Below are 19,377 nucleotides of genomic sequence, written 5' to 3' on the forward strand. Positions count from 1 at the left end.
CAACGGCCATCTTCTAAAAGGATGGCTTTTTGTGTAGGGGGATTTATAGTGAAAGTGTCTAGAAGTATATCAGTAAAACAGGTAAGTGAGGCTTTTGGTATCAATGAAAATATTGATGAATTTGTCGATAATAGTAGTTGGTTCTACCCCATAGAGAAAAAGAATGGGGATATAAGGTATATATTTATTGCTAACAATCAATTAAAAGCAATACAGAGTTGGATTCTGGAAAATATCTTAGAGGATGTGAAGATTTCAGACGCTGCAAATGCATATGTATCTAAAAAATCTATATTTACAAATGCGCAATGCCATGTAGGATATAAAGGTATGATTAAATTAGATATTATGAATTTTTTTGATGCTATTAATAGAGATGATATTTCAAAGATTTTTGAAAATCTGGGGTTTTCTAAGGATGTTGCTATGTTATTTGGAAAATTATGTTCAAATAAAAATATTTTAAATCAAGGTTTTTCAACTAGTCCAATGTTATCAAATATATTTTTTTATAAATATGATAAATTGATAGAAAAAATTTTAAATGAGAAATATGGTAAAAATACGTTCGTATATACTAGATATTCGGATGATATAACAATATCTACTAGTAAAACATTTACCTTCGATGATTTAATGAAACTATCTTCGGAAATAGAAAATTTATTATTACCTAAATTTAAAATTAATAAGATGAAGAAAAAAATTATTTTAGGTAAATATCCAGCTAAAGTCACAGGAATTAATGTTTTTAAAGAGTATATGTCAGTTTCAAAAAAAATAAGAAGGAGAATAAAGCGGGAAATCCATTACTGTGAAAAATTTGGTGTATCTGGCCATCTGAAATATGTAGGAGAATATAATAGACAGAACTTTTTTGGATATTTGAGAGGAACGGCACACTTTATTGGAAATACCGATAAAAAATTAGCTTTGAAATTACTAGAAAGAATAGACATGTTAGAATTTAGGGATAGAGTGACACAAAAAAAGTTATAGATTATTGAGCAACTGAGGGATATTCATAACATAAGAATTGTATAACTATTTCTGCATAAAGCGTTAAGAATAGTAATTGTAATATATAGTATCTAATTCTTCGCTCGTACGAACTCATGTTTGTTTAATGGCGATAACATATTATGATTGACTGATATAAGCGCTCCCTTGATCGATCAGGGAAATTTTGCTACAATATAGTAATGATATTTAATTGATGAGGTGAAATGAATGGCGGAGTTAAACATTTTTTCAATGTTTGATGGTGTTGGTGGGTTTACGATCGGTTTTGACAATGCAGATAATGAGTATTATCAAACATTGTATTCTAACCAATATGAACCATCACGTAAGACACAAGATGCGTTTGAAGTAGGGAAATATCGCTTCCCAGATATGGAACATATTGGGATCGATGTAGCAGAAATACCTGATAAAAAATTCCAAGAAATGAAGGAAAATGGCGTTAATATGATAGTTGGTGGCTTTCCTTGCCAAGACTACTCTGTTGCCCATACAGGTGCTAAGGGTATCCAAGGTAAGAAGGGTGTCCTCTTTTGGCAGATCATTCGTGCTACTGAAAATATCAAGCCCAAGTACCTCGTTTTAGAAAATGTTGACCGCCTTTTAAAATCACCTACGAGCCAACGTGGACGTGATTTTGCTATTATGCTCAAATCATTTGCTGACTTAGGATATTCGCTCGAATGGCGTGTCATCAATGCTGCTGAATATGGGGAGGCACAGAGAAGAAGACGTGTCTTTTTCTTTGTCTATCGTAATGATACACCATGGGCCAAGCGTGTGAACAAAAAGCTTGGATCTGGTGAAGTAGAGCACTTGGAGGAGTTAGGGCAAAATCCATATGAAGACTATATTTTTAAAGATGGATTATTTGCAAGACAATTTCCTGTGAAGCAAGAGCCAGTGAAAAATCGGGTCGCTGAATATACTTTAGAAGGTGATGTTGTTGATATTTCTGATAACTTCACTGGTAAAGTATTTAATACTGGTGTGATGCATAATGGGCATTATTACACTATCGAAACAGCACCTACTGGCGAAGAAAAGCCTAGAACTTTAGGGGATATCGTACAAGCTGAAGCAGATGTACCAGAAGAATTCTATCTAAATGATGATGATAAATTAGAAAAATTCAAGTATCTACGTGGTCCTAAGAAACTCCAACGTAAATCAGCTGATGGACATGAATACACATATTCTGAAGGCGGCATGAGTCCATATGATTCATTAGACTTACCAAGTCGGACGATGCTAACATCTGAGGGTTCAACTAATCGCTCGACCCACTTGTTAAAAATTGATGGACGTTATCGTTTATTGACACCAATTGAAGCTGAGCGCTTACAAGATTTCCCAGATGATTGGACTAAATATAAATTGACTGAAGATGGTCAAGTTAAAGAAGTGTCCACTAGAATGCGGATGTTTTTCATGGGAAATGCGTTAGTTACAGGGATCGTATCACGCATTGGTAAAGAACTTAAGAAAATAGATGCAGATAATGAATAGACAAAGAGCAGCTACTTATCAAATGATAGGCAGCTGCTCTTTTTTAGATGTAGTCTAAGTTGTTTAGCATTTCATTGATGGTCGATCCCTTGATCCAGATCCATTGTGCATACATATCGATACCATTGACTTGCAAAGGTTTGTGTTTAGAATCTTTTCCAGACCCACGAACAAAGATAGGATTTTCAGAACTCTTGATGAAGTTCAATTTAGTCCTCGGAGTCCCAGCCTTGTTGATGATAGGCCGACCAGTTTTCTTACTGATGACTATCTCCTCAACTAAACCATCATTCAAGACTAGATCTTTGGTATGTGTCCAAGCTTTATGAACATAATTATCAATGAAGTGGTCATCGAAAGAAACACGTTTGAAACCGAGAAATTTATTTTTGAGTAATTTTGCATCGCTATCTGGTTCTTCGAAGATAACAAAGATAAATTGTTTTTCACTAAAGTAAGTATAGAATTGAGATTCTTCAAAATCAGGATCTAGTCCTATTTCGTCAAAGTCGATAGGAAACAATTTAGTATCTTCAGTCCGAGTCTGTTTCTTAGTTTGGACGATCGATTTTAAGGTGAGGTTTGCTTTTTGAAAGATATCGATCTTATTGAGCTTATTAGCATTTGAACCGAAAAGTTTCAGCATTATTTTTTCAGCAACATTTTTATTAACATCACCACTCGTATTCAATGTATATTTTATATTTAAGCGTTTGAGTAATTCTTCGACTGTTAGACCACGATATTTTTGAGTTGCATTATGCAAGACTTTATCGATATCTGAAAAACTATCGATTTGAGGAAGTTTTTCAAATTTTTTACCAAAGTATTCTTGAATGATCGAAGTCACAGTGCTTCGCTTAAGGCGAAAACGTGGTGGATTTGGATACTTAGGTGCTGTGTCGATCAGTAATAATTCTTTACGTAAGGAACCAAGCAAAGGATACCGAGTAGTTGGGTCAGAATAATTTTTTTGAGCATCAATGATAAAATCACGTACTTTTTCCCAATCCTGCTTCAAACGTTCCTTGTCTGCATTTGAAAATTCGTGGAATTCAGCACCTACCACCTTAAAATCCTTATACTCCCAAGATTTGACGGTCGTTGGGGAATCATAGTGATAATAAAAGAAGAGGATATTTTCTAACTTATGCCAAAAATTTGAATCGTCAAATGTTTCATTTACTATCTTTTCAGGTGAAACAGCAGTTACAGACATTGGTTCCTTGGCTTCAAAGTCAGCCACTGTTTGTTTTTTCTTTTTCAAGGCTTTAGTTGAATATTTGACACCAGTAGTTTTTACCTCTACGTTTTTACCATCAACGATAATATCTGGCTTTTGGTCAGAATTAGCTGGGTAGCCTAGAACTGATTGTTCGATAACATCACCAGCGATCCCCGTAACTTTAGGTTTACCGATAGTTTTGTCAAAAGCATTATTGACGTCGATATCTCCTAAAGTTTCATTAATGATAGAGCTCAGCTTATCGTTGATCTCTTTTGAGGTATATGAAAATTCATGTTCCATAATAATTTTCCCACCTTATCTACAGTTCTCTAACTCATATAATGACACAAAAGGTGAAGTGATACCACTATGATAAAAAAATTATTAAATAGTTGATATAATACGGTCAGGGATAAGGTGATCAAGATGAAGCATCCAAAAAGTTATGATTCTGACGAAAAGACAAGAAAACGCATGTCTCGGGTCCATTTAAAAGGCGGTAAGGCTGAAGTATTATTGGCGAAACGTTTATGGCACGAAGGTATAAGGTATCGCAAAAATTATAAAAAATTACCTGGATCTCCAGATATCGTATTAACTAAATATAAAATTGTTATTTTTGTTGATGGTGAATTTTGGCATGGAAAGGATTGGGAGGTGCGTAAGCAGAGGTTAAAACGTAATCGTGAGTATTGGATAGAGAAAATCGAAGAGAATATGAAGCGTGATAAGCGCAATGATGCCTTATTGGAAGCTGATGGCTGGTATGTGATCCATTTTTGGGAGAAGATGGTATTGAAAGAGACCGATTATTGTGTGGAATTTGTGAAGTATATTGTGAGAAGTAGGGAGGAATAGAAGATGTGTAGGGAGCGGAAAGATAGTTTGGGTGAAGAAAAAGTAAATAAATTTCTATGTGAGCATTTATATGGTGGAAAATACGGATTAGTTAAAACAAGATATTCATTGGATGGAAGTAAAGTAGTTCGATATGAAACAGTGACTGAAAAAATTAGACAATCTGCGGGAGAAGATATGCTACTATACATGGATGATAAAAGAGTGGTCGTTATTGACGAAAAAGCTGCATTGTATTATCCAAATCCACGCAAAACAATAAACACCTTCGCATTTGAATTAAAGACGAAGATAAATGCTCATGGAAATAATCAAGGATGGTTATTTGGAAAAAATTACACGAATACGGATTATTATTTGATAAATTGGATAACGTTACCAGATGATGTAAAAGATAAACATTGGTGGAAAAAAGATGTAGAGATTATATCAGTTGAGTCAATGTTACTAAACAAAAAGAGAATACAAGATTTTGTTAGAGATGTTTTTTCGTGTGAGGATGATTTATTTGGAAAATATGACGATCCCGACTACTTGGAAAAATTTATGGCTACAATTGACAAGCGGTGTTATAAGTTTAAGGATTTTGATGAAGGTAAGGGAATTAGATTGATGCGAAATATAGAATTACCAGAAAAGCCAATAAATATTGTGATCGACAAGGGATATTTGAAAAAAATTGCAGAATTACACATTGAATCGTATTTCAACAAAGCACCTAAGAAAATATATTAAGTATAATTGAGCAGGGCCCAAAGTAGGATACTGCTCATTTTTTATAAAAAATTTTCAATTTTATCAATATTAATAGTGAATAAGTATAAAAAAATTGACGTATCACGTATAATAAACATAAATTACATATATTAAGGAGAGATAATACTTATGAGTATTTTTTCGAGCATACGAAAGAATAAGTGGTATTTTCCAGGTGGACGTGATCTTCAATTAGAATCGGGATCTAATGCTGCACTTGAGATGTTTAGAGATGATCCACTTGACTCATTGACGCGTGAGATATGTCAAAATTCTTTGGATGCTAAACTTGAGGAAAATAAGCCAGTAAGAGTAGCATTTAAACTTTTAAAAAAGAAAACAAGTTCGATCCAAGGAATAGATGAATTACGTAAAGATATCGTCAAAAAAGCAAAGAAGCAATGGCCAAATGAAGCTAATACACAACGAATGCTTCAAAGAATGGAAGAAGTCTTAGACCAAGAATATTTAGATATTTTAAAGATAAGTGACTATAACACGACAGGATTGCTAAAAAATAATTGGGAATCTTTGATCGATCAAGTAGGTTCATCCGTAAAAAAAGATTCTTCATCTGCGGGATCATTTGGTATCGGAAAAGGCGCGCCATTTGCAGTTAGTGACTTAAGAATGGTCTTCTATAATACTGTTGCTGAAGAGCAAAATCGCTCGATCGGGGTCATGAAATTTGTATCCTTTAAAGAAGGCGATAAGATAACACAGGGGACTGGTTATTTAGGGAAGAACGGTAAACAACCGTTAGAAAAAAATGTTACCTTTGACGATGATATTCGCAAGGAAAGTGGCACAGACATTTATATTATTGGGATAAATAAGGATATTTTTGAGAACTGGGAGAGTCAGATAAAATATTCACTTGTGGATAACTTTTTGTACTCATTTTATAAGCAAAAACTAGTTGTGGATATCAATAACTTTGAAGTCGATTTTTCGACTATCAATGAAATAATAGCTGAGATCAAGTCTAATAAGAAATTAACTAAGAGGTACACTAATGTTTTGAGTTACTATGGTGTCTTAAAAGATGAAGAACATGATGTTTTCCCATTGATCGGATTGGAGAAATATGGGATACAACCAGGTGAAGCTACTTTAATAGCCTCTAAAAATGTCGAAAGTAATCGGCGTGTTTTAATGACGCGTAGCGCGGGGATGAAGATATACGAACAAAAAAATATCAGTGGTACTTTGAAATTCTCGGGTATTTTTTACGCGGATGGAAGAAATATCAATGATTTTTTGAAGCAAGTTGAAAATCCTAATCATGATAAGTGGTCTGCTGATAGGTACAGTGATGATCCAAAGTTTGCCAAAAATCTGCTCAAAGATCTACGAAAATTTATTCGTGAAAGCATCAATCAAAAGTACAAAGAAAAAATTGAAGATGAAGTCGATGCATTTGGTATCAGTGAATTTTTACCTGATGATATTAATGATTTAAAAGGTAGAGAAGGTTTGTCTAAGCAAAAAGATGATATTAAGATCGAACTTGTGCATAAAGAATCGACAAGCAGTAAGTCTACTCGTGACTATGAAACTAGTTTTGATGATGATATGAGCGATGATTTTGAAAGAACAGGACGTAAACCAGGCGAACATGGTGGAGCGGAAAGTTATGGCACAGGTAATGGTAAAGGCCTAGGTACTGGTGATAATCAAAATGGGATCGGTGGATCTATGGGGAATTTTGATAAAACTAGCGGTGACCAGTATCTGAATAAAGGTCGTCGTAATCGAAGTCGCATCACTCGGATCAAGTATCGTTGTATTGAAGTTGATGCTGCTCATGGTATCCATGATCTGTTGCTGTGGTCTGATCATGATCTATCCAATGTCAAAGTAGATGTTGATATCATTGGTGATTCTGGAAACAAGGGTTATGTTTCTGTTTTGAATGCACAGGTAAGTAATGCAAACTTTGAAACACAAGGACACAGTATATATTTGCCACAAATTTTAAAGAAACGTTGGCAGAAGGTTCGGATAAAATTGAATCGGAATACTCGTTTGAAACTGGAGGTGGAAGTTTATGCGTATACAAAATAGTATCTATCCTTATCCAGTGCTATCAGTCGAAGATGAGGATTATACCAGTGATTCATATTTTAATGTGGAATATACGATGACAAAAGCGACACCATTTAAGAATGCCAAGGTCCACTGTGTATTCAAATTGAAGGATGCTCAGCTTGAAACGCTACTTACAGATGGTGTTTTAGGATTATATATGCATGTTGAATGTAGTCGGACTTATTTTAGAAAGCTTATTCCAGTTGATCCAGTTACAAAAATGGTAGATGTAGAAATAGATCAAACATTGATGCGACAAAAAGTTGAATTGACTGGATTCTTACTCGCAAATGAAGATATAGATGATTTAAAAATAAGAAATGTTAATCCAGATCTCTATGGAAGTAACTATGTCTTTCCTGATTTAGAAAAGGGAGATCCTTTAGCAGTTAGCTTTACAGTTGATATCACATTATCTGAAGTAGAAAGTTTTAAAAAACTCTCATCTATTATAAAGGTAGCCAAGTCTAGGGATAGTAAGCAGTTAGAACTGAATATGGATAGCCATGTTGTATATGTCTATTTACCAAAAAAGCAGTATGAAGCTTATGTGCAGTCGATCAATTATCCTGAAATAGCTTTAAGTATGGTTATTTTTCCTGCGGTGATCGAACTATTGAATAAAGTAGCAAGCTCTGGTTCGGCAGAATTAGAAGACTATAAATGGTATCAGGTATTAGATAAAAAAATCGAACTTTTGGGACATAGTATCGATGAGTTAAAAGATCAACGTATTTCAGCAATCGTGTTAGCACAGTTGATCTTAGATGATCCACTTGAGCGTTCGTTTGAAGAAGTGGGGGAATTATTTAAAAATGAGGATTAAGTTATTTACAGAAGAATTCATTGAAGCTTTTGGGAGAGATATAAATGATGAATATGCAAAATTATATCGGACGGGTGACAAACAAGCGCTACTTGAGATATTTGAAAAAGCACCTACATATGAAGCTGACATTCCATTTGATTTTCATGAGTTAACAACACCTAATGACTATATCAATAATACGAAACTCATATATGGATCATTACGTGAACTAACTCCTGCTCAAGCTTCTAAGGAGAATTTGTGGTTTACATTAGCTAATACCTTTTATTTAGATTATACCCTTAAGCTGTTATCAAGTAACGATCGGACAAAAGTCAAGAATGCATTGTTTTTGAAAACTAAGCGTGATCAATTGATCCAATGTATTTCCAAATATTGGTGGTTAGGATATCTACTGTATGATGAAAAAAGCGATGATCCATATGAATTAATGGAATTTTTCTGTGCAGAGAATGCACTAGGAAAAGCTGTAGGTTTCTTTTCCAGCAAGCTAACTTCGAATAAAGAGATCATGCTCGGTATAGTAAAGGGTATCAGAGATAGACAAGATGTTATCAAAAATCAGAGCTGGAGCTATGGCTTCATAAATGGACATTTTAATGCTGTGGGTGGTGTTAAGGTCTTAGATATGATGACTCAAGAAGAAGTATATCAAGAAACATTAGCATTTATTGATGAGATCGTAGCTGATCCTTTAATGATACCGCCAACACAGAGAAATAAAATTTTACGAAGATAGTTTTTGTTGCGAGATTTAATGACTTGTATTGTTGTATGAATAGATATTTATAGGAGTCAGTAACTATTTACAAGTAATTAAAATAGGACACAACTTGATTTGTTTTTTATAGTATAAGATACTTTTATATTGTGTTAAAAAAATAAATGGAGGGTCAATGTTGTGGATAAGAAAAAAATTTTGCAGATCGTATTACCTAGTATTGTGATTGGAATAATATGTATAGTTGGTGGAATCAAATTACATGATTGGTATATTTGGCATGCACCGGCCTATAATTCGAATGAAAAACAAGTCTTACTATCATCAAAAATAGACAAATTGACAGATGAACAAAAAAATGCTTTTTGGGAGTATGCTCATGCAGTAGCACATTCGGAGTTTAAAGTAGATGATGAGAATGTTGCTAATGAAGATATCGAGGATGAAAGCTTACTTGTCGAGAAAAGTAACAAGAAACATAAATATGATATTAGCTATGTTTGTAAGGTCAAAACTTCTGACACTACGATTAAATGCAGTTCTAAATTTACTTTAGAAACACATAGTTCACTAAAGGATGATGAGTTTAAATATAGTAATTTTTTTCACTAGTCAAGTCCATAATCCTGTGTAAAATACTATACAATGTTTTACCGGTCTCTCATTGATCAAACTTAATATATTTTCTTGTAGAACTGAGCCATTCGTCATGAAGGTCCATAAGGACAGCTCCAATTAATCGATTGGCAGACGTTCGGTTGGGAAAAATCCGAATAATCTTTTCTCTTCTGCGGACTTCCTGGTTCAGTCGTTCAAGAAGGTTGGTGCTTTTTAGCCGATTGTGACCATTTCCGATAACCGTATATTGAAAGGCTTCTTCGAAGCCATTATCCAATGTTTCGCAAGCTTTTGTATATTTAGACTGGTCGATATATTCACCGACTAAGGCATTCTTAGCTATTCGAGCGAGTTCAATATCCGTAAACTTAAAGATCGCTTTTACTGCTTCTCTAAACGGTTTTGAATTCTTTTTTGGAATGGAACTGAAGATGTTTCTTAAAAAATGGACCTGGCATCTCTGCCAACTTGCGTTGGTAAAGGACTTACGAATCGCAGACACTAGGCCTTTATGGGTATCAAAAATGATGAGTTCTGTCCCCTGTAGACCGCGTTTTTTTAAGTAGTCAAAGAAGATGGACCATGTGTCATCACTTTCTTCATTTTGGATCATGAAGCCAATGATTTCACGGTCACCATCTTCCGTTATTCCGACTGCAATATGGCAGCTCTTAGAAAGCACTCGATTGTCTTCTCGGACTTTTATGTAGAGAACATCCGTCATCAGATAAGGATAATTCGTACCTGAGAGTGAACGTTTCTGCCATTCGTTGACCATCGGGTCTAACTGTTCAGTCAGGCTAGAAACAAAAGATTTCGATACCGATTTTCCACAGAGTTCTTCAACAATCTTTGAAATTTTACGGGTAGAAACACCTGAGACATACATCTCTAACATGGAAGCGAGCAGTGCCTTTTCATTTCGCTGATAACGCTCAAACACCGTCGGTGCAAATTCACCATCACGTGTTCTAGGCACTTTTAATTCAAGTGTACCCACACGAGTCGTAAAATCTTGCTCGTAATAGCCGTTTCTTTGACTCTGACGACTTTCTGATCGTTCATAGTCATCGGCTTGAATATATTCGGTTCGTTGATTTTCCATCAATTGATTGAAAATAGTGGTTAGAATGTTTTTAGATATATCATCTTTTACCGAATGTTCAATAATACTTTGAACCTCTTTGTTGTTTAGTGTAAAATGTACTTGGGTCATGTAACGTCCTCCTAGGTATGTTTTTGTGGTTAAAAACATTGTACCGTAAAAAGGGCTGTTACATGGCCTTTTAACTTTTACACAATTATATGGGCTTTATCGTTTATTCGTTGAGCTTGATAGTAAAATGTACTACGTTTAAGACTAGTGTAAGGTAGTATTTCATCCAATGTATATTTAAATTCTTGCCTTAATTCTTGGATGCTTTGATATTTTTCTTGCGATGTCCGCGCTTCTGAACCAAGGCATCGAGTTTTTTTAAGTATTCATTTTCAACCCGTAAAGCACGATTCTCAGCTCGTAAACGTTCTAATTCAGATAATTCTGATTTTTCTGCTTGTTTATTATTGTTGGTCGTCATGTGTTTAGCCCGTCCTCTTCTAGTAAATAAGGCATCAACACCTTTAGTATCCAATTTACGTTGCCAAGTCGCGATCGTCCCAGGATCACTTATATCAAACTGAAGTGCTGTTTCCGGATAGGAAGCCTTATGTCTTTTTCTCCAGTTTAAAACGTTGAGCTTAAAATTTCCATCGTAATCGTATTTAGGGCGGCGAACTTTTAACCCATCAATACCATATTTTTGATATCGTTTGACCCACATAAGGATATTTGAGTGATTCTTCACTTTATAAACTTTAGCTACTGTGTTACTTCCATAGCCTCTTAGATACATATTTACAGCCCGCAACTTATCCTCAAAAGAAAATTTAGTCATAGTAAAACCCCCTAAGTCAGATTCCTTTGTCCAACTTAGGGGGTTCACTTCACACATCGTTATTTCTGGTTTGTTTTTTAGTTGATTACAAAAATAATGTATTTAATCCCTTTGTCAATAACTGTGTAAAGAGTAAATATTTGGGTGTCCGTCAACTGATATGGATGACCTATACAACACTTCCTACAGAAATGTGGGGAGTATTTTTTTACACGCAGTTTGTAAAATTAAGTTAGAAAAATAAAAAGCCATTTGTGATAGACTTTTGAGTATCGACAAACAAAAGTAAAGGAAAATCACAAATGACCTATAATCATCTTACCATAAGCGAACTGTCCTTCATACAAAATTTTTGGAATCAAGGTGTTAAAGCCTATATTGTAGCTAAAACCTTAAAACGTAGTGCTGAAACTATTTATCGAGTATATCGTTTTTTAGATGCTGGGAATTCGATCTCTGAATACTATGAAAACTATCGGACTAATAAAGCTAAGTCTGGGCGTAAACCGATCGTATTACTTAATGACGAACTTGAGTACATCAAGGAAAAAGTTAGTCTAGGCTGGACTCCTGATACGATCATCGGACGTAATGAAAAATATATCAGCTGTTCGATGCGTACCCTTTATCGCATCTTCAAGCGTTCTAACGTTCTAGATGTGACCTTGCTTCCAATGAAAGGAAAAAGACATCCAAATGGTTACGTTGAACGCCGTGGAAAAGCTGGACGACTAAGTCGGGATCTTTCAGAGCGGCATCAGGACTATCCCAACTACCATAATGAATTTGGACATCTTGAAGCTGATACGATCCAAGGTAAAAAACATCATGGTGCAGTAATGACATTAGTTGAACGAAAGTCTAAGGTTGTCATCATTTTGAATACGCGCCATAAGACGGATAAAGCTATCTTTGAGAAACTTGATGCCTTACTTTCTGTTACTCCTAAAGGACTCTTTAAATCGATCACATTTGACAATGGCAAAGAATTCTCTAAGTGGAAAGATATCGCTAATAAGCATGATATCAGTACCTACTTTGCTGATGTGGGTGCTCCTAACCAACGAGCGTTAAATGAACAGACAAATGGATTACTTAGGAAAGACGGACTAGGAAAAGATATGGATCTCAGTGATCTCCCCACTGACTATGTCCAACAAGTAGCTAGCTATAGAAACAATATTTCACGTAAAAGTTTAAACTATAGAACCCCACTAGAAGTATTCATAAAGTATATTACAAATGAGCAAGTAGTTTTTTTCTAACTTGATTTGACAATTCAGGAGTAATTAAAAAATCTTGTTTTTGTGCAACAAATTGGTAGTAGCATTTTCATAAACTACATAAAATGTAAGTTACCTGTAGTTGTTATTATATTCAATGATATAATAATATTGATTAAAGTATATTTTATACATAAGAAAGAATAGGAGAAGATGGTAGCAAAATCAAAAGAACTTAGTATTGAGGATAAACTATGGGCAACAGCAGATGCATTACGTGGAAGTATGGATGCGTCTGAATACAGAAATGTTGTTTTAGGTTTGATTTTTTTAAAATATGTATCAGATTCATTTGAAGAAAAACATCAAGAAATTCTAGCCACAGATTATCTTGAAGATGCTGAAGATCCAGATATGTATATGGCCGACAATATTTTTTGGGTACCAAAAGAAGCGCGTTGGGAAGTTATTCAGGCTGCTGCCAAAACACCTCAAATTGGAGAAATAATCGATAAGGCTATGGTAGCAATCGAAAAAGAAAATGAGTCTATCCGTGGAGTATTGAGTAAAAATTATGCTTCTCCAGATTTGGATAAAGTACGTTTAGGTCAAGTGGTGGATCTGATCACATAAATTGATGTGGGAAGTAAAGAGGCGCAAGGAACAGATGTTTTAGGAAGAGTATATGAATATTTTCTTCGTGAATTTGCAGCCAGAAAAGGTAAAAATGGAGGGGGATTTTATACGCCACGGTCGATCGTTAGAACATTAGTTGAAATGATCGAACCATATAAAGGAAGAATTTATGATATGTAAATCCTTTAATAATACATTTACAAAGAACCATAATGGGGGTCGGAGCTGCGGCTCTAATTTTTTGCCTTCAAAATACCTATTTGCACTTCCAAACCAATACAAAGCCCGTGGTTACGCATTTGTACTCTTCTTGAACCCTTAATACATTTTTGAAAGTCGGAAATGATACTTTTACAAACTGCTTGACCCTAAAGAGCTTGAGGGTCGGTTTTTCATCAGGCTTTTGCGGGAAAAGGGTCAAGTTCTAATTATTGCAGCTGATGGGTGTCGGAATTAGAGGTGTCGGAATTTTTGGCAAAGGGGATCGGCCCCCTTGATCCGAGAAAACCGACACCCCTATTTTGCGTTCAAGACCCATTTTGTGATAGTGCGACACCCATTGAAACACTTGCCTTTATAAGACTTTAGAGGGATGTATGTGTGTATCAAAAAGAGAAGGAGGACACAAAAATGGACACCCCTAAAAATAAAAAATCATCGATTTACGGAACGAGGGGGTCGGATACAAACGTATTGGACGTTTCCCTCAACACAGTTAAGTCGTTCTATCACGCAAAAGGGTTGACGGGTAATCGCACCAACTGGAATCCCAAACTAGCTCTTGGGGCAGCGGAAGTGACCCAAATCAAGAAATCAGAAATGGACTATCGGCTGTCGAAGATGATGGTTGACTATTTACACTCCAGTGGCGTGATTAACAAGCGTGACCGAGATAAAGCAATCAACCGTTTGCTCAAAGTTTATGAACCGATTATTGGGATGTTGGAGGCGGAACATGGCAAATAAGGAAATCATCAAAATTGAGCCAACGCTCTACCCGAAAATCAAATCAGCTCATAAGAAGCAGGGTAAGTTGAAGGTTGCTGCCTATGCACGGGTTTCAACAGAAAAGGACAATTAGACTCATAGCCTAATTGCACAGAAAGAACATTACACTAAAGTCATCCAATCCAATGAAGACTGGGAGTTTGCTGGACTATTTGCGGATGAGGGCTTGAGTGGCACGCCCTTTAGGAAGCGTGTCGCTTTTCAGGAGATGATTGAAAAGGCGAAGTCGGGTGAAGTGGAGTACATCATCACTAAATCCATCAGCCGATTCACCCGGAACACTGTGGATACGTTGACGACCATTCGGATGATCAAGGCAATTGATGTTGGCGTGTGGTTTGAAAAGGAAGGCATCGACACGCTTGATGCCAAGGGCGAGTTCGTTATCACCTTGATGTCGAGTCTGGCTCAAGAGGAGAGCCGTAGTATCTCTGAAAATTGTACGTGGGGATAGAGGAAGTGTTTCGTTGATGGAAAGGCCACAGTACCGTTCAGACGGTTTATGGGTTACGATATGAGTCCAATGGTGAGTTTGTTGTTAACGAGAAGCAAGCAAAGGTGGTAAGGGCGATGCCTTGCTTCAGAAATCATTTACTTCCGACTTCCTGACTAAGAGAAAAAAGAAGAATGAGAGAGAGCTGCCCCAGTATTATGTTGAAAATCATCATCAAGGTATTGTTTCACGAGAGGTGTTCGATTATGTTCAGACTCTTTCGCTGACTGGCCGAACAGTAGATAATCCAGTGTGTAGGAAGATTACCTGTCAAGAATGCGGGAATTACTACGGACCACGAACGTGGCATGCCTATAAATTGAAAAGAAAGCAGAAGTCGTGTCACAAAGCAAAAGTATGGAAATGTAGAACGCGAACTACCTGTGGCACACCGCATATTTATGATGGTCATATCGGAGTGATTCTTGGTGATATTATTCGACTAATCCTTCAGATGAGAGAGGACTTGAGTGAAGTGCTGAATGAGATTCTTGGTTTTGATGTGGATGGGAAGAGTGCTGAGTTCAAAATTGGGAGCAGAGATGACGTGGCAATGATTATTGAGAAGATTGTAGTTAGCAAGGACAGGAAACTGATGATTACGCTCCTTGATGGTAGTGAGTAAAATTGAATTTGAATCAATGGACATCAACAAATAACTATGGAGGACTTGAAAACGCCAGAACCGACTGAAGAAGAGCAACGAATAAAAGAAATTGTCAATAAATACGGAAAAAGTGTATCTCAATTGAGTGAGGAGGTTTCTCCTGAAGAAATTGTGGCTGTATTTAAGCATGCTGCTGACCATGCCAATTACTTGCAAAGGAAGTTAGTTGAATTGGAAAAGTAAGCTAATTTCATCAGGTTAATCGAATGAAGAGAATGGAAAGAAAGCCTGAAATGTTGGGCTTTTCATGCTATAATTAGGAAATACACCGATGTATAGGATAGCTGAAAGGGGCGATAGATTTTGGAATTAAGAGAAAGACTTTATGCAGAATTGAAGGAGTTCATTGTAAATGTCGGTTGGACACATAAAATACACATTGTCCAGTCAGATAAACTTATGTGGTGGGCAAATGCAATTAAGATTGTCCAAATTTTGTCATCTGCTATCACTGCATCTGGGCTACTAGCTATCGTGTTAGGGAAGGGCAGCTTCGAATTTAATGTCATTATCGCAATAATTTCCTTCATTACGCTCGTGGCCAATGGACTCGATAAGGCAATGGATTTGAGGAAGCTTTCCACTAAAGAGAAGCAGGATGCCAACAATTTTTGGAAACTGAGAGAAAGTGGCAAGAGATTGTTATCAGATGTTCAATTTTCGACAGACGAAATTGCAAATGTAAAAACTAAATTTGATGAGTTGATTGAGTTGCGTAATCAGTACAATGATGAGCTATTGAATGTTCCCTCTCGAGTTGTGACGAAGGCATCAAAGCTTCTTAAGGAGCGCAAAGACAATGATTATTCAGAAGATTATCAGTATTTCATTCCACAAAATATGATGGAACTGAAGGAGGACGAAAAGTAGTTGGGGTTATCAGATGATTTCAAAGATTTTTGTGATGAAATTCAAATCACAGATGACGAGGCGGGTAAATGGATAAATCGGCTAGAATCCATAGCAAAGAAACTGAATAAAAAGTATTATGACTCAACATCGAACAGGGATCATATGGTAGTTGTCGGCAGTATCGGTAGGGATACGGCTATTCACGGAGTCAGTGACTGGGACTGCATTTTTTCATTGCCACAAGATGTTTTTGACAAATTTGATGATTATGATTCAAATGGTCAGTCTGCTTTGCTTCAAGAGGTGAAGAAGGAAATCAATTTTCTATATTCTAGAACGGACATCAAAGGAGATGGCCAAGTCGTTGTTGTTTCTTTTAGTGATGGAGTTATTGAGTTAGTACCGGGATTCGAGCAGTCTGATGGAAATTATAAATACCCTGATTCACATGATGGGGGTTCATGGAAAATAACTAAACCAATTCCAGAGCAAGATGCTGCAACTGAAATGGCAGAAATAACTAGTAACCATTACATCTACCTCTGTCAGTTGCTCCGTAAATGGAAGAACAATATTGGATTCAAGTTTAAGGGACTTCTTATTGACTCATTAGTGAAGAATTTCATTGATGCAGATGATTCACGTAAATCTGTGACATTTTCAGATTATGGAACTCTTGTGACTGATTTGTTTGAGTATCTTTCTAAAAAAGATCCTGAAAGAAGTTACTGGTATGCACTTGGGAGCAATCAACAAATCACCAATGACGACAATGGGAAGTTTGTAAAAAAGGCCAAGAAGGCATTCAACAAAGTCAATGCACTTGAATCTGAGGAGGCTTTAAGGGATGCTTATCGAGAGCTATTTGGATCAAAATTTGCTCAGGAAACTGCAAAGGCTCAGTACGTTGCCCCTTATGAAGAATTCGCAGAAAATAAATTCAATGTGGATATCAGATATAACCTGAAATTGGATTGCACAGTAACTCAAGCAGGCTTTAGACCTAAGTTATTGACAGAATTTTTAGCTAAGCATCGTCCTTTGAAGGCGAATAAACAGCTTGAGTTCAAAGTTGTTAAAACTGATATTCCTGATTTGCTGATACCATCAGTGATTTGGTATTGGAAGGTTCGCAATACTGGTTATGAAGCCAAAAATAGAAATAATGAACGTGGCCAAATTGTTGTTGGTGGTATGAGGAAAAAAGAGCATACGGATTTTAATGGAGAACATTATGTCGAGTGTTACGCAGTCATAGATGATACGTTAATTGCTAAGGCAAGGATTGATGTTCCAATTAACACGACTACTGGGGGTGACTAAAACAGAAGCTACACGATTCTTGGCTAAGAACTAACTTCCAATCTTGAACTTTCTGTGCTACAATTATTCTACAAATAGAGAATAAAAATTCTTCGTTTGTAGAACGGAGGTTGCCATGTCATTTTGTTATGATAAGCTATGGGAAATCGCATATCAAAATCGTTTAAACAAAACAGCTCTTCGAGATAAAGTTGGTATAACAAATGCAACGTTATCAAGGCTTTCAAAAAATCAGACAGTTTCGATGGAGGTTCTTGGAAGAATTTGTCAAAGTTTTGACTGTAGGATTGAAGATATCGTAGAGTACAATTCTGAATCTGTGGAAAAAAATACAGATTTGTAGGTTGAATGATAATTCGAAAGGTATGAGGATTTTGAAATGGCTATGAGAGATAAAAATTACACAGCGGTGTCGCTGTTCACTGGTGCAGGTGGTATGGATATTGGATTTGAAAAGGCTGGTGTAAAACCCGTTCTTGCCAATGAGATGATGAAAGAAGCTGCTACTACGTATTCCACCAATCACCCTGGGGCAAAGATGGTTAATGATGATGTAAATAATATTTTTCCTTTATTAGAAGATTATGCAGGTGTTGATTTCGTATTTGGAGGACCACCCTGTCAAGGCTTCTCGGTTGCGGGTAAAATGGATCCGAATGATGAAAGAAGTAAGTTAATTTTTACATTTCTTGATGCAGTAGAAAAAATACAACCAAAGGCATTTGTTATGGAAAATGTTAAAGCTTTGGGAGTGTTAGATAAATGGTCTGATGTCAGAAAAAAATATCTAGGTAGAACTAGGGAAATGGGATATCTATGTGTGCCGTTTGTCTTGAAAGCTACTGATTTTGGAGTTCCTCAAAAAAGGGAGCGTGTATTCTTCATTGGGATTAAAGGAATTGACGATGCAATGTTTGAACACAATATGCAAGAACTGATAAATGCCCAAAAAGTAAAAGCTCCAAGCGTTCGAGAAGTTCTAGCCCCACTAGGTGTTGCTGGGACTGAAATCAATCCTAAGACAAGTACCGCAAAGATTACATTTGCAACGAATCCAATTATGAGGAAGTCGCCTTATTCTGGCATGTATTTTAACGGTCAAGGTAGACCGATAAACGTGGATGAATACTCCAATACTCTTCCCGCATCCATGGGAGGAAATAAAACCCCATTTGTTGATGAAGATTATCTATATGGTGATGCCAAAGAGGATTGGGTAGTAGGGTATCATAAAGGATTGGTTAATGGCACAATCAAACCGCAATTTGAATTAGCTCCAAATCGCTTGAGAAGATTAACTATTAAGGAAGCTGCTAAAATACAATCGTTCCCAGATGATTACGAATTTGCTGGAAGCAAAGGGAAGGTATATACCCAGATTGGGAATGCCGTACCATCAAAAATGGCTGAAGCTGTTGCGAAGGCTGTGGTCACATATTTAGAAGAAATGGCTCTTCGGTCGGCATAAAAATAAGCGGACGACTTACTGTTAATCGAGTTGTCCGTTTGAAAATACATTCTCATGTACACGTACTTGCATTTTGTTAATGAGAAGGTTATCTGTTTTCATCTACCTTACAGTTAGCCCATACTTGAGGAAAAATATAC

At 36.2% G+C, this 19,377-nt stretch carries 21 protein-coding genes and 1 pseudogene; 19 read left to right on the forward strand and 3 right to left on the reverse strand.

Features of this window, described 5'->3' with window-relative positions; genetic code table 11:
* Positions 1-48 precede the first annotated feature (48 nt).
* Positions 49-999, forward strand: coding sequence for a reverse transcriptase family protein (locus CPS94_RS10530; protein WP_162626445.1), 951 nt, complete (start codon positions 49-51; stop codon positions 997-999).
* Between the two features lie 231 nt (positions 1,000-1,230).
* A complete protein-coding gene (gene dcm / locus CPS94_RS10535; RefSeq protein WP_112193339.1) occupies positions 1,231-2,532 on the forward strand; it encodes a DNA (cytosine-5-)-methyltransferase in 1,302 nt (433 codons plus the stop codon).
* Positions 2,533-2,575: 43 nt separating this feature from the next.
* Here the strand turns inward: dcm and CPS94_RS10540 are convergent, their stop codons facing one another.
* Positions 2,576-4,060, reverse strand: coding sequence for a MutH/Sau3AI family endonuclease (locus tag CPS94_RS10540; RefSeq protein ID WP_202863184.1), 1,485 nt, complete (start codon positions 4,058-4,060; stop codon positions 2,576-2,578).
* 126 nt (positions 4,061-4,186) lie between these two features.
* Between CPS94_RS10540 and CPS94_RS10545 the strand changes: the two genes are divergently transcribed.
* The 6 genes from CPS94_RS10545 to CPS94_RS10570 all read left to right on the forward strand — a co-directional run bounded on the left by CPS94_RS10545 (position 4,187) and on the right by CPS94_RS10570 (position 9,627).
* On the forward strand, positions 4,187-4,618 hold the full coding sequence (locus CPS94_RS10545) for a very short patch repair endonuclease (RefSeq protein ID WP_112193335.1): 432 nt from the start codon (positions 4,187-4,189) through the stop codon (positions 4,616-4,618).
* A gap of 27 nt (positions 4,619-4,645) precedes the next feature.
* Complete coding sequence (locus CPS94_RS10550; protein WP_135998878.1) at positions 4,646-5,353, forward strand: hypothetical protein; 708 nt, start codon at positions 4,646-4,648, stop codon at positions 5,351-5,353.
* Positions 5,354-5,503: 150 nt separating this feature from the next.
* Positions 5,504-7,441, forward strand: a complete 1,938-nt coding sequence (locus CPS94_RS10555) for a hypothetical protein (protein ID WP_112193330.1) — start codon at positions 5,504-5,506, stop codon at positions 7,439-7,441.
* The gene (locus CPS94_RS10560) at positions 7,425-8,291 is read left to right on the forward strand and encodes a hypothetical protein (RefSeq protein WP_112193328.1); all 867 of its coding nucleotides are present in this window, start codon (positions 7,425-7,427) and stop codon (positions 8,289-8,291) included. Before CPS94_RS10555 ends, CPS94_RS10560 begins: the two co-directional genes overlap by 17 nt.
* Positions 8,281-9,033 carry a DUF6339 family protein gene (locus CPS94_RS10565; RefSeq protein WP_112193326.1) on the forward strand — a complete coding sequence of 251 codons (753 nt, stop codon included), beginning with the start codon at positions 8,281-8,283 and terminating at the stop codon, positions 9,031-9,033. The genes CPS94_RS10560 and CPS94_RS10565 overlap by 11 nt, the downstream gene beginning before the upstream one ends.
* A 162-nt stretch (positions 9,034-9,195) precedes the next feature.
* Positions 9,196-9,627 (forward strand): hypothetical protein, encoded by a 432-nt coding sequence (locus CPS94_RS10570; protein ID WP_112193324.1) that lies wholly within the window; start codon positions 9,196-9,198, stop codon positions 9,625-9,627.
* Positions 9,628-9,676: 49 nt separating this feature from the next.
* Here CPS94_RS10570 and CPS94_RS10575 read toward each other — a convergent pair whose 3' ends face one another.
* Positions 9,677-10,849 (reverse strand): IS256 family transposase, encoded by a 1,173-nt coding sequence (locus tag CPS94_RS10575; protein WP_112193322.1) that lies wholly within the window; start codon positions 10,847-10,849, stop codon positions 9,677-9,679.
* A 190-nt stretch (positions 10,850-11,039) separates the two neighbouring features.
* The gene (locus CPS94_RS10580; protein ID WP_112286488.1) at positions 11,040-11,567 is read right to left on the reverse strand and encodes a helix-turn-helix domain-containing protein; all 528 of its coding nucleotides are present in this window, start codon (positions 11,565-11,567) and stop codon (positions 11,040-11,042) included.
* A 302-nt stretch (positions 11,568-11,869) separates the two neighbouring features.
* Here CPS94_RS10580 and CPS94_RS10585 point away from each other — a divergent pair, with 302 nt between their 5' ends.
* The 11 genes and pseudogenes from CPS94_RS10585 (at position 11,870) to CPS94_RS10620 (ending at position 19,237) form a co-directional block, all read left to right on the forward strand.
* A complete protein-coding gene (locus CPS94_RS10585; protein WP_112286489.1) occupies positions 11,870-12,832 on the forward strand; it encodes an IS30 family transposase in 963 nt (320 codons plus the stop codon).
* Positions 12,833-13,003: 171 nt separating this feature from the next.
* Positions 13,004-13,600: pseudogene (locus CPS94_RS10590) on the forward strand (type I restriction-modification system subunit M N-terminal domain-containing protein); the annotation flags it as partial.
* A gap of 456 nt (positions 13,601-14,056) precedes the next feature.
* Positions 14,057-14,392 carry a hypothetical protein gene (locus CPS94_RS11665; protein WP_135058253.1) on the forward strand — a complete coding sequence of 112 codons (336 nt, stop codon included), beginning with the start codon at positions 14,057-14,059 and terminating at the stop codon, positions 14,390-14,392.
* On the forward strand, positions 14,382-14,507 hold the full coding sequence (locus CPS94_RS11730) for a hypothetical protein (RefSeq protein WP_263854369.1): 126 nt from the start codon (positions 14,382-14,384) through the stop codon (positions 14,505-14,507). The genes CPS94_RS11665 and CPS94_RS11730 overlap by 11 nt, the downstream gene beginning before the upstream one ends.
* 42 nt (positions 14,508-14,549) lie before the next feature.
* Positions 14,550-14,888, forward strand: coding sequence for a recombinase family protein (locus tag CPS94_RS11670; RefSeq protein ID WP_238145417.1), 339 nt, complete (start codon positions 14,550-14,552; stop codon positions 14,886-14,888).
* A 121-nt stretch (positions 14,889-15,009) separates the two neighbouring features.
* A complete protein-coding gene (locus CPS94_RS11675; protein WP_238145355.1) occupies positions 15,010-15,552 on the forward strand; it encodes a recombinase family protein in 543 nt (180 codons plus the stop codon).
* A gap of 45 nt (positions 15,553-15,597) precedes the next feature.
* A complete protein-coding gene (locus tag CPS94_RS10600) occupies positions 15,598-15,777 on the forward strand; it encodes a hypothetical protein (RefSeq protein ID WP_112286490.1) in 180 nt (59 codons plus the stop codon).
* A 120-nt stretch (positions 15,778-15,897) separates the two neighbouring features.
* The gene (locus CPS94_RS10605; protein WP_162626446.1) at positions 15,898-16,464 is read left to right on the forward strand and encodes an SLATT domain-containing protein; all 567 of its coding nucleotides are present in this window, start codon (positions 15,898-15,900) and stop codon (positions 16,462-16,464) included.
* Positions 16,465-17,769 carry an SMODS domain-containing nucleotidyltransferase gene (locus CPS94_RS10610; protein WP_112286492.1) on the forward strand — a complete coding sequence of 435 codons (1,305 nt, stop codon included), beginning with the start codon at positions 16,465-16,467 and terminating at the stop codon, positions 17,767-17,769.
* Positions 17,770-17,884: 115 nt separating this feature from the next.
* Positions 17,885-18,112, forward strand: coding sequence for a helix-turn-helix domain-containing protein (locus tag CPS94_RS10615; protein WP_112286493.1), 228 nt, complete (start codon positions 17,885-17,887; stop codon positions 18,110-18,112).
* Positions 18,113-18,148: 36 nt separating this feature from the next.
* A complete protein-coding gene (locus CPS94_RS10620; RefSeq protein ID WP_225427394.1) occupies positions 18,149-19,237 on the forward strand; it encodes a DNA cytosine methyltransferase in 1,089 nt (362 codons plus the stop codon).
* Positions 19,238-19,377: the final 140 nt, after the last annotated feature.

The sequence above is a fragment of the Ligilactobacillus murinus genome (genome assembly GCF_003288115.1).
In the GTDB taxonomy this organism is placed as follows: domain Bacteria; phylum Bacillota; class Bacilli; order Lactobacillales; family Lactobacillaceae; genus Ligilactobacillus; species Ligilactobacillus murinus.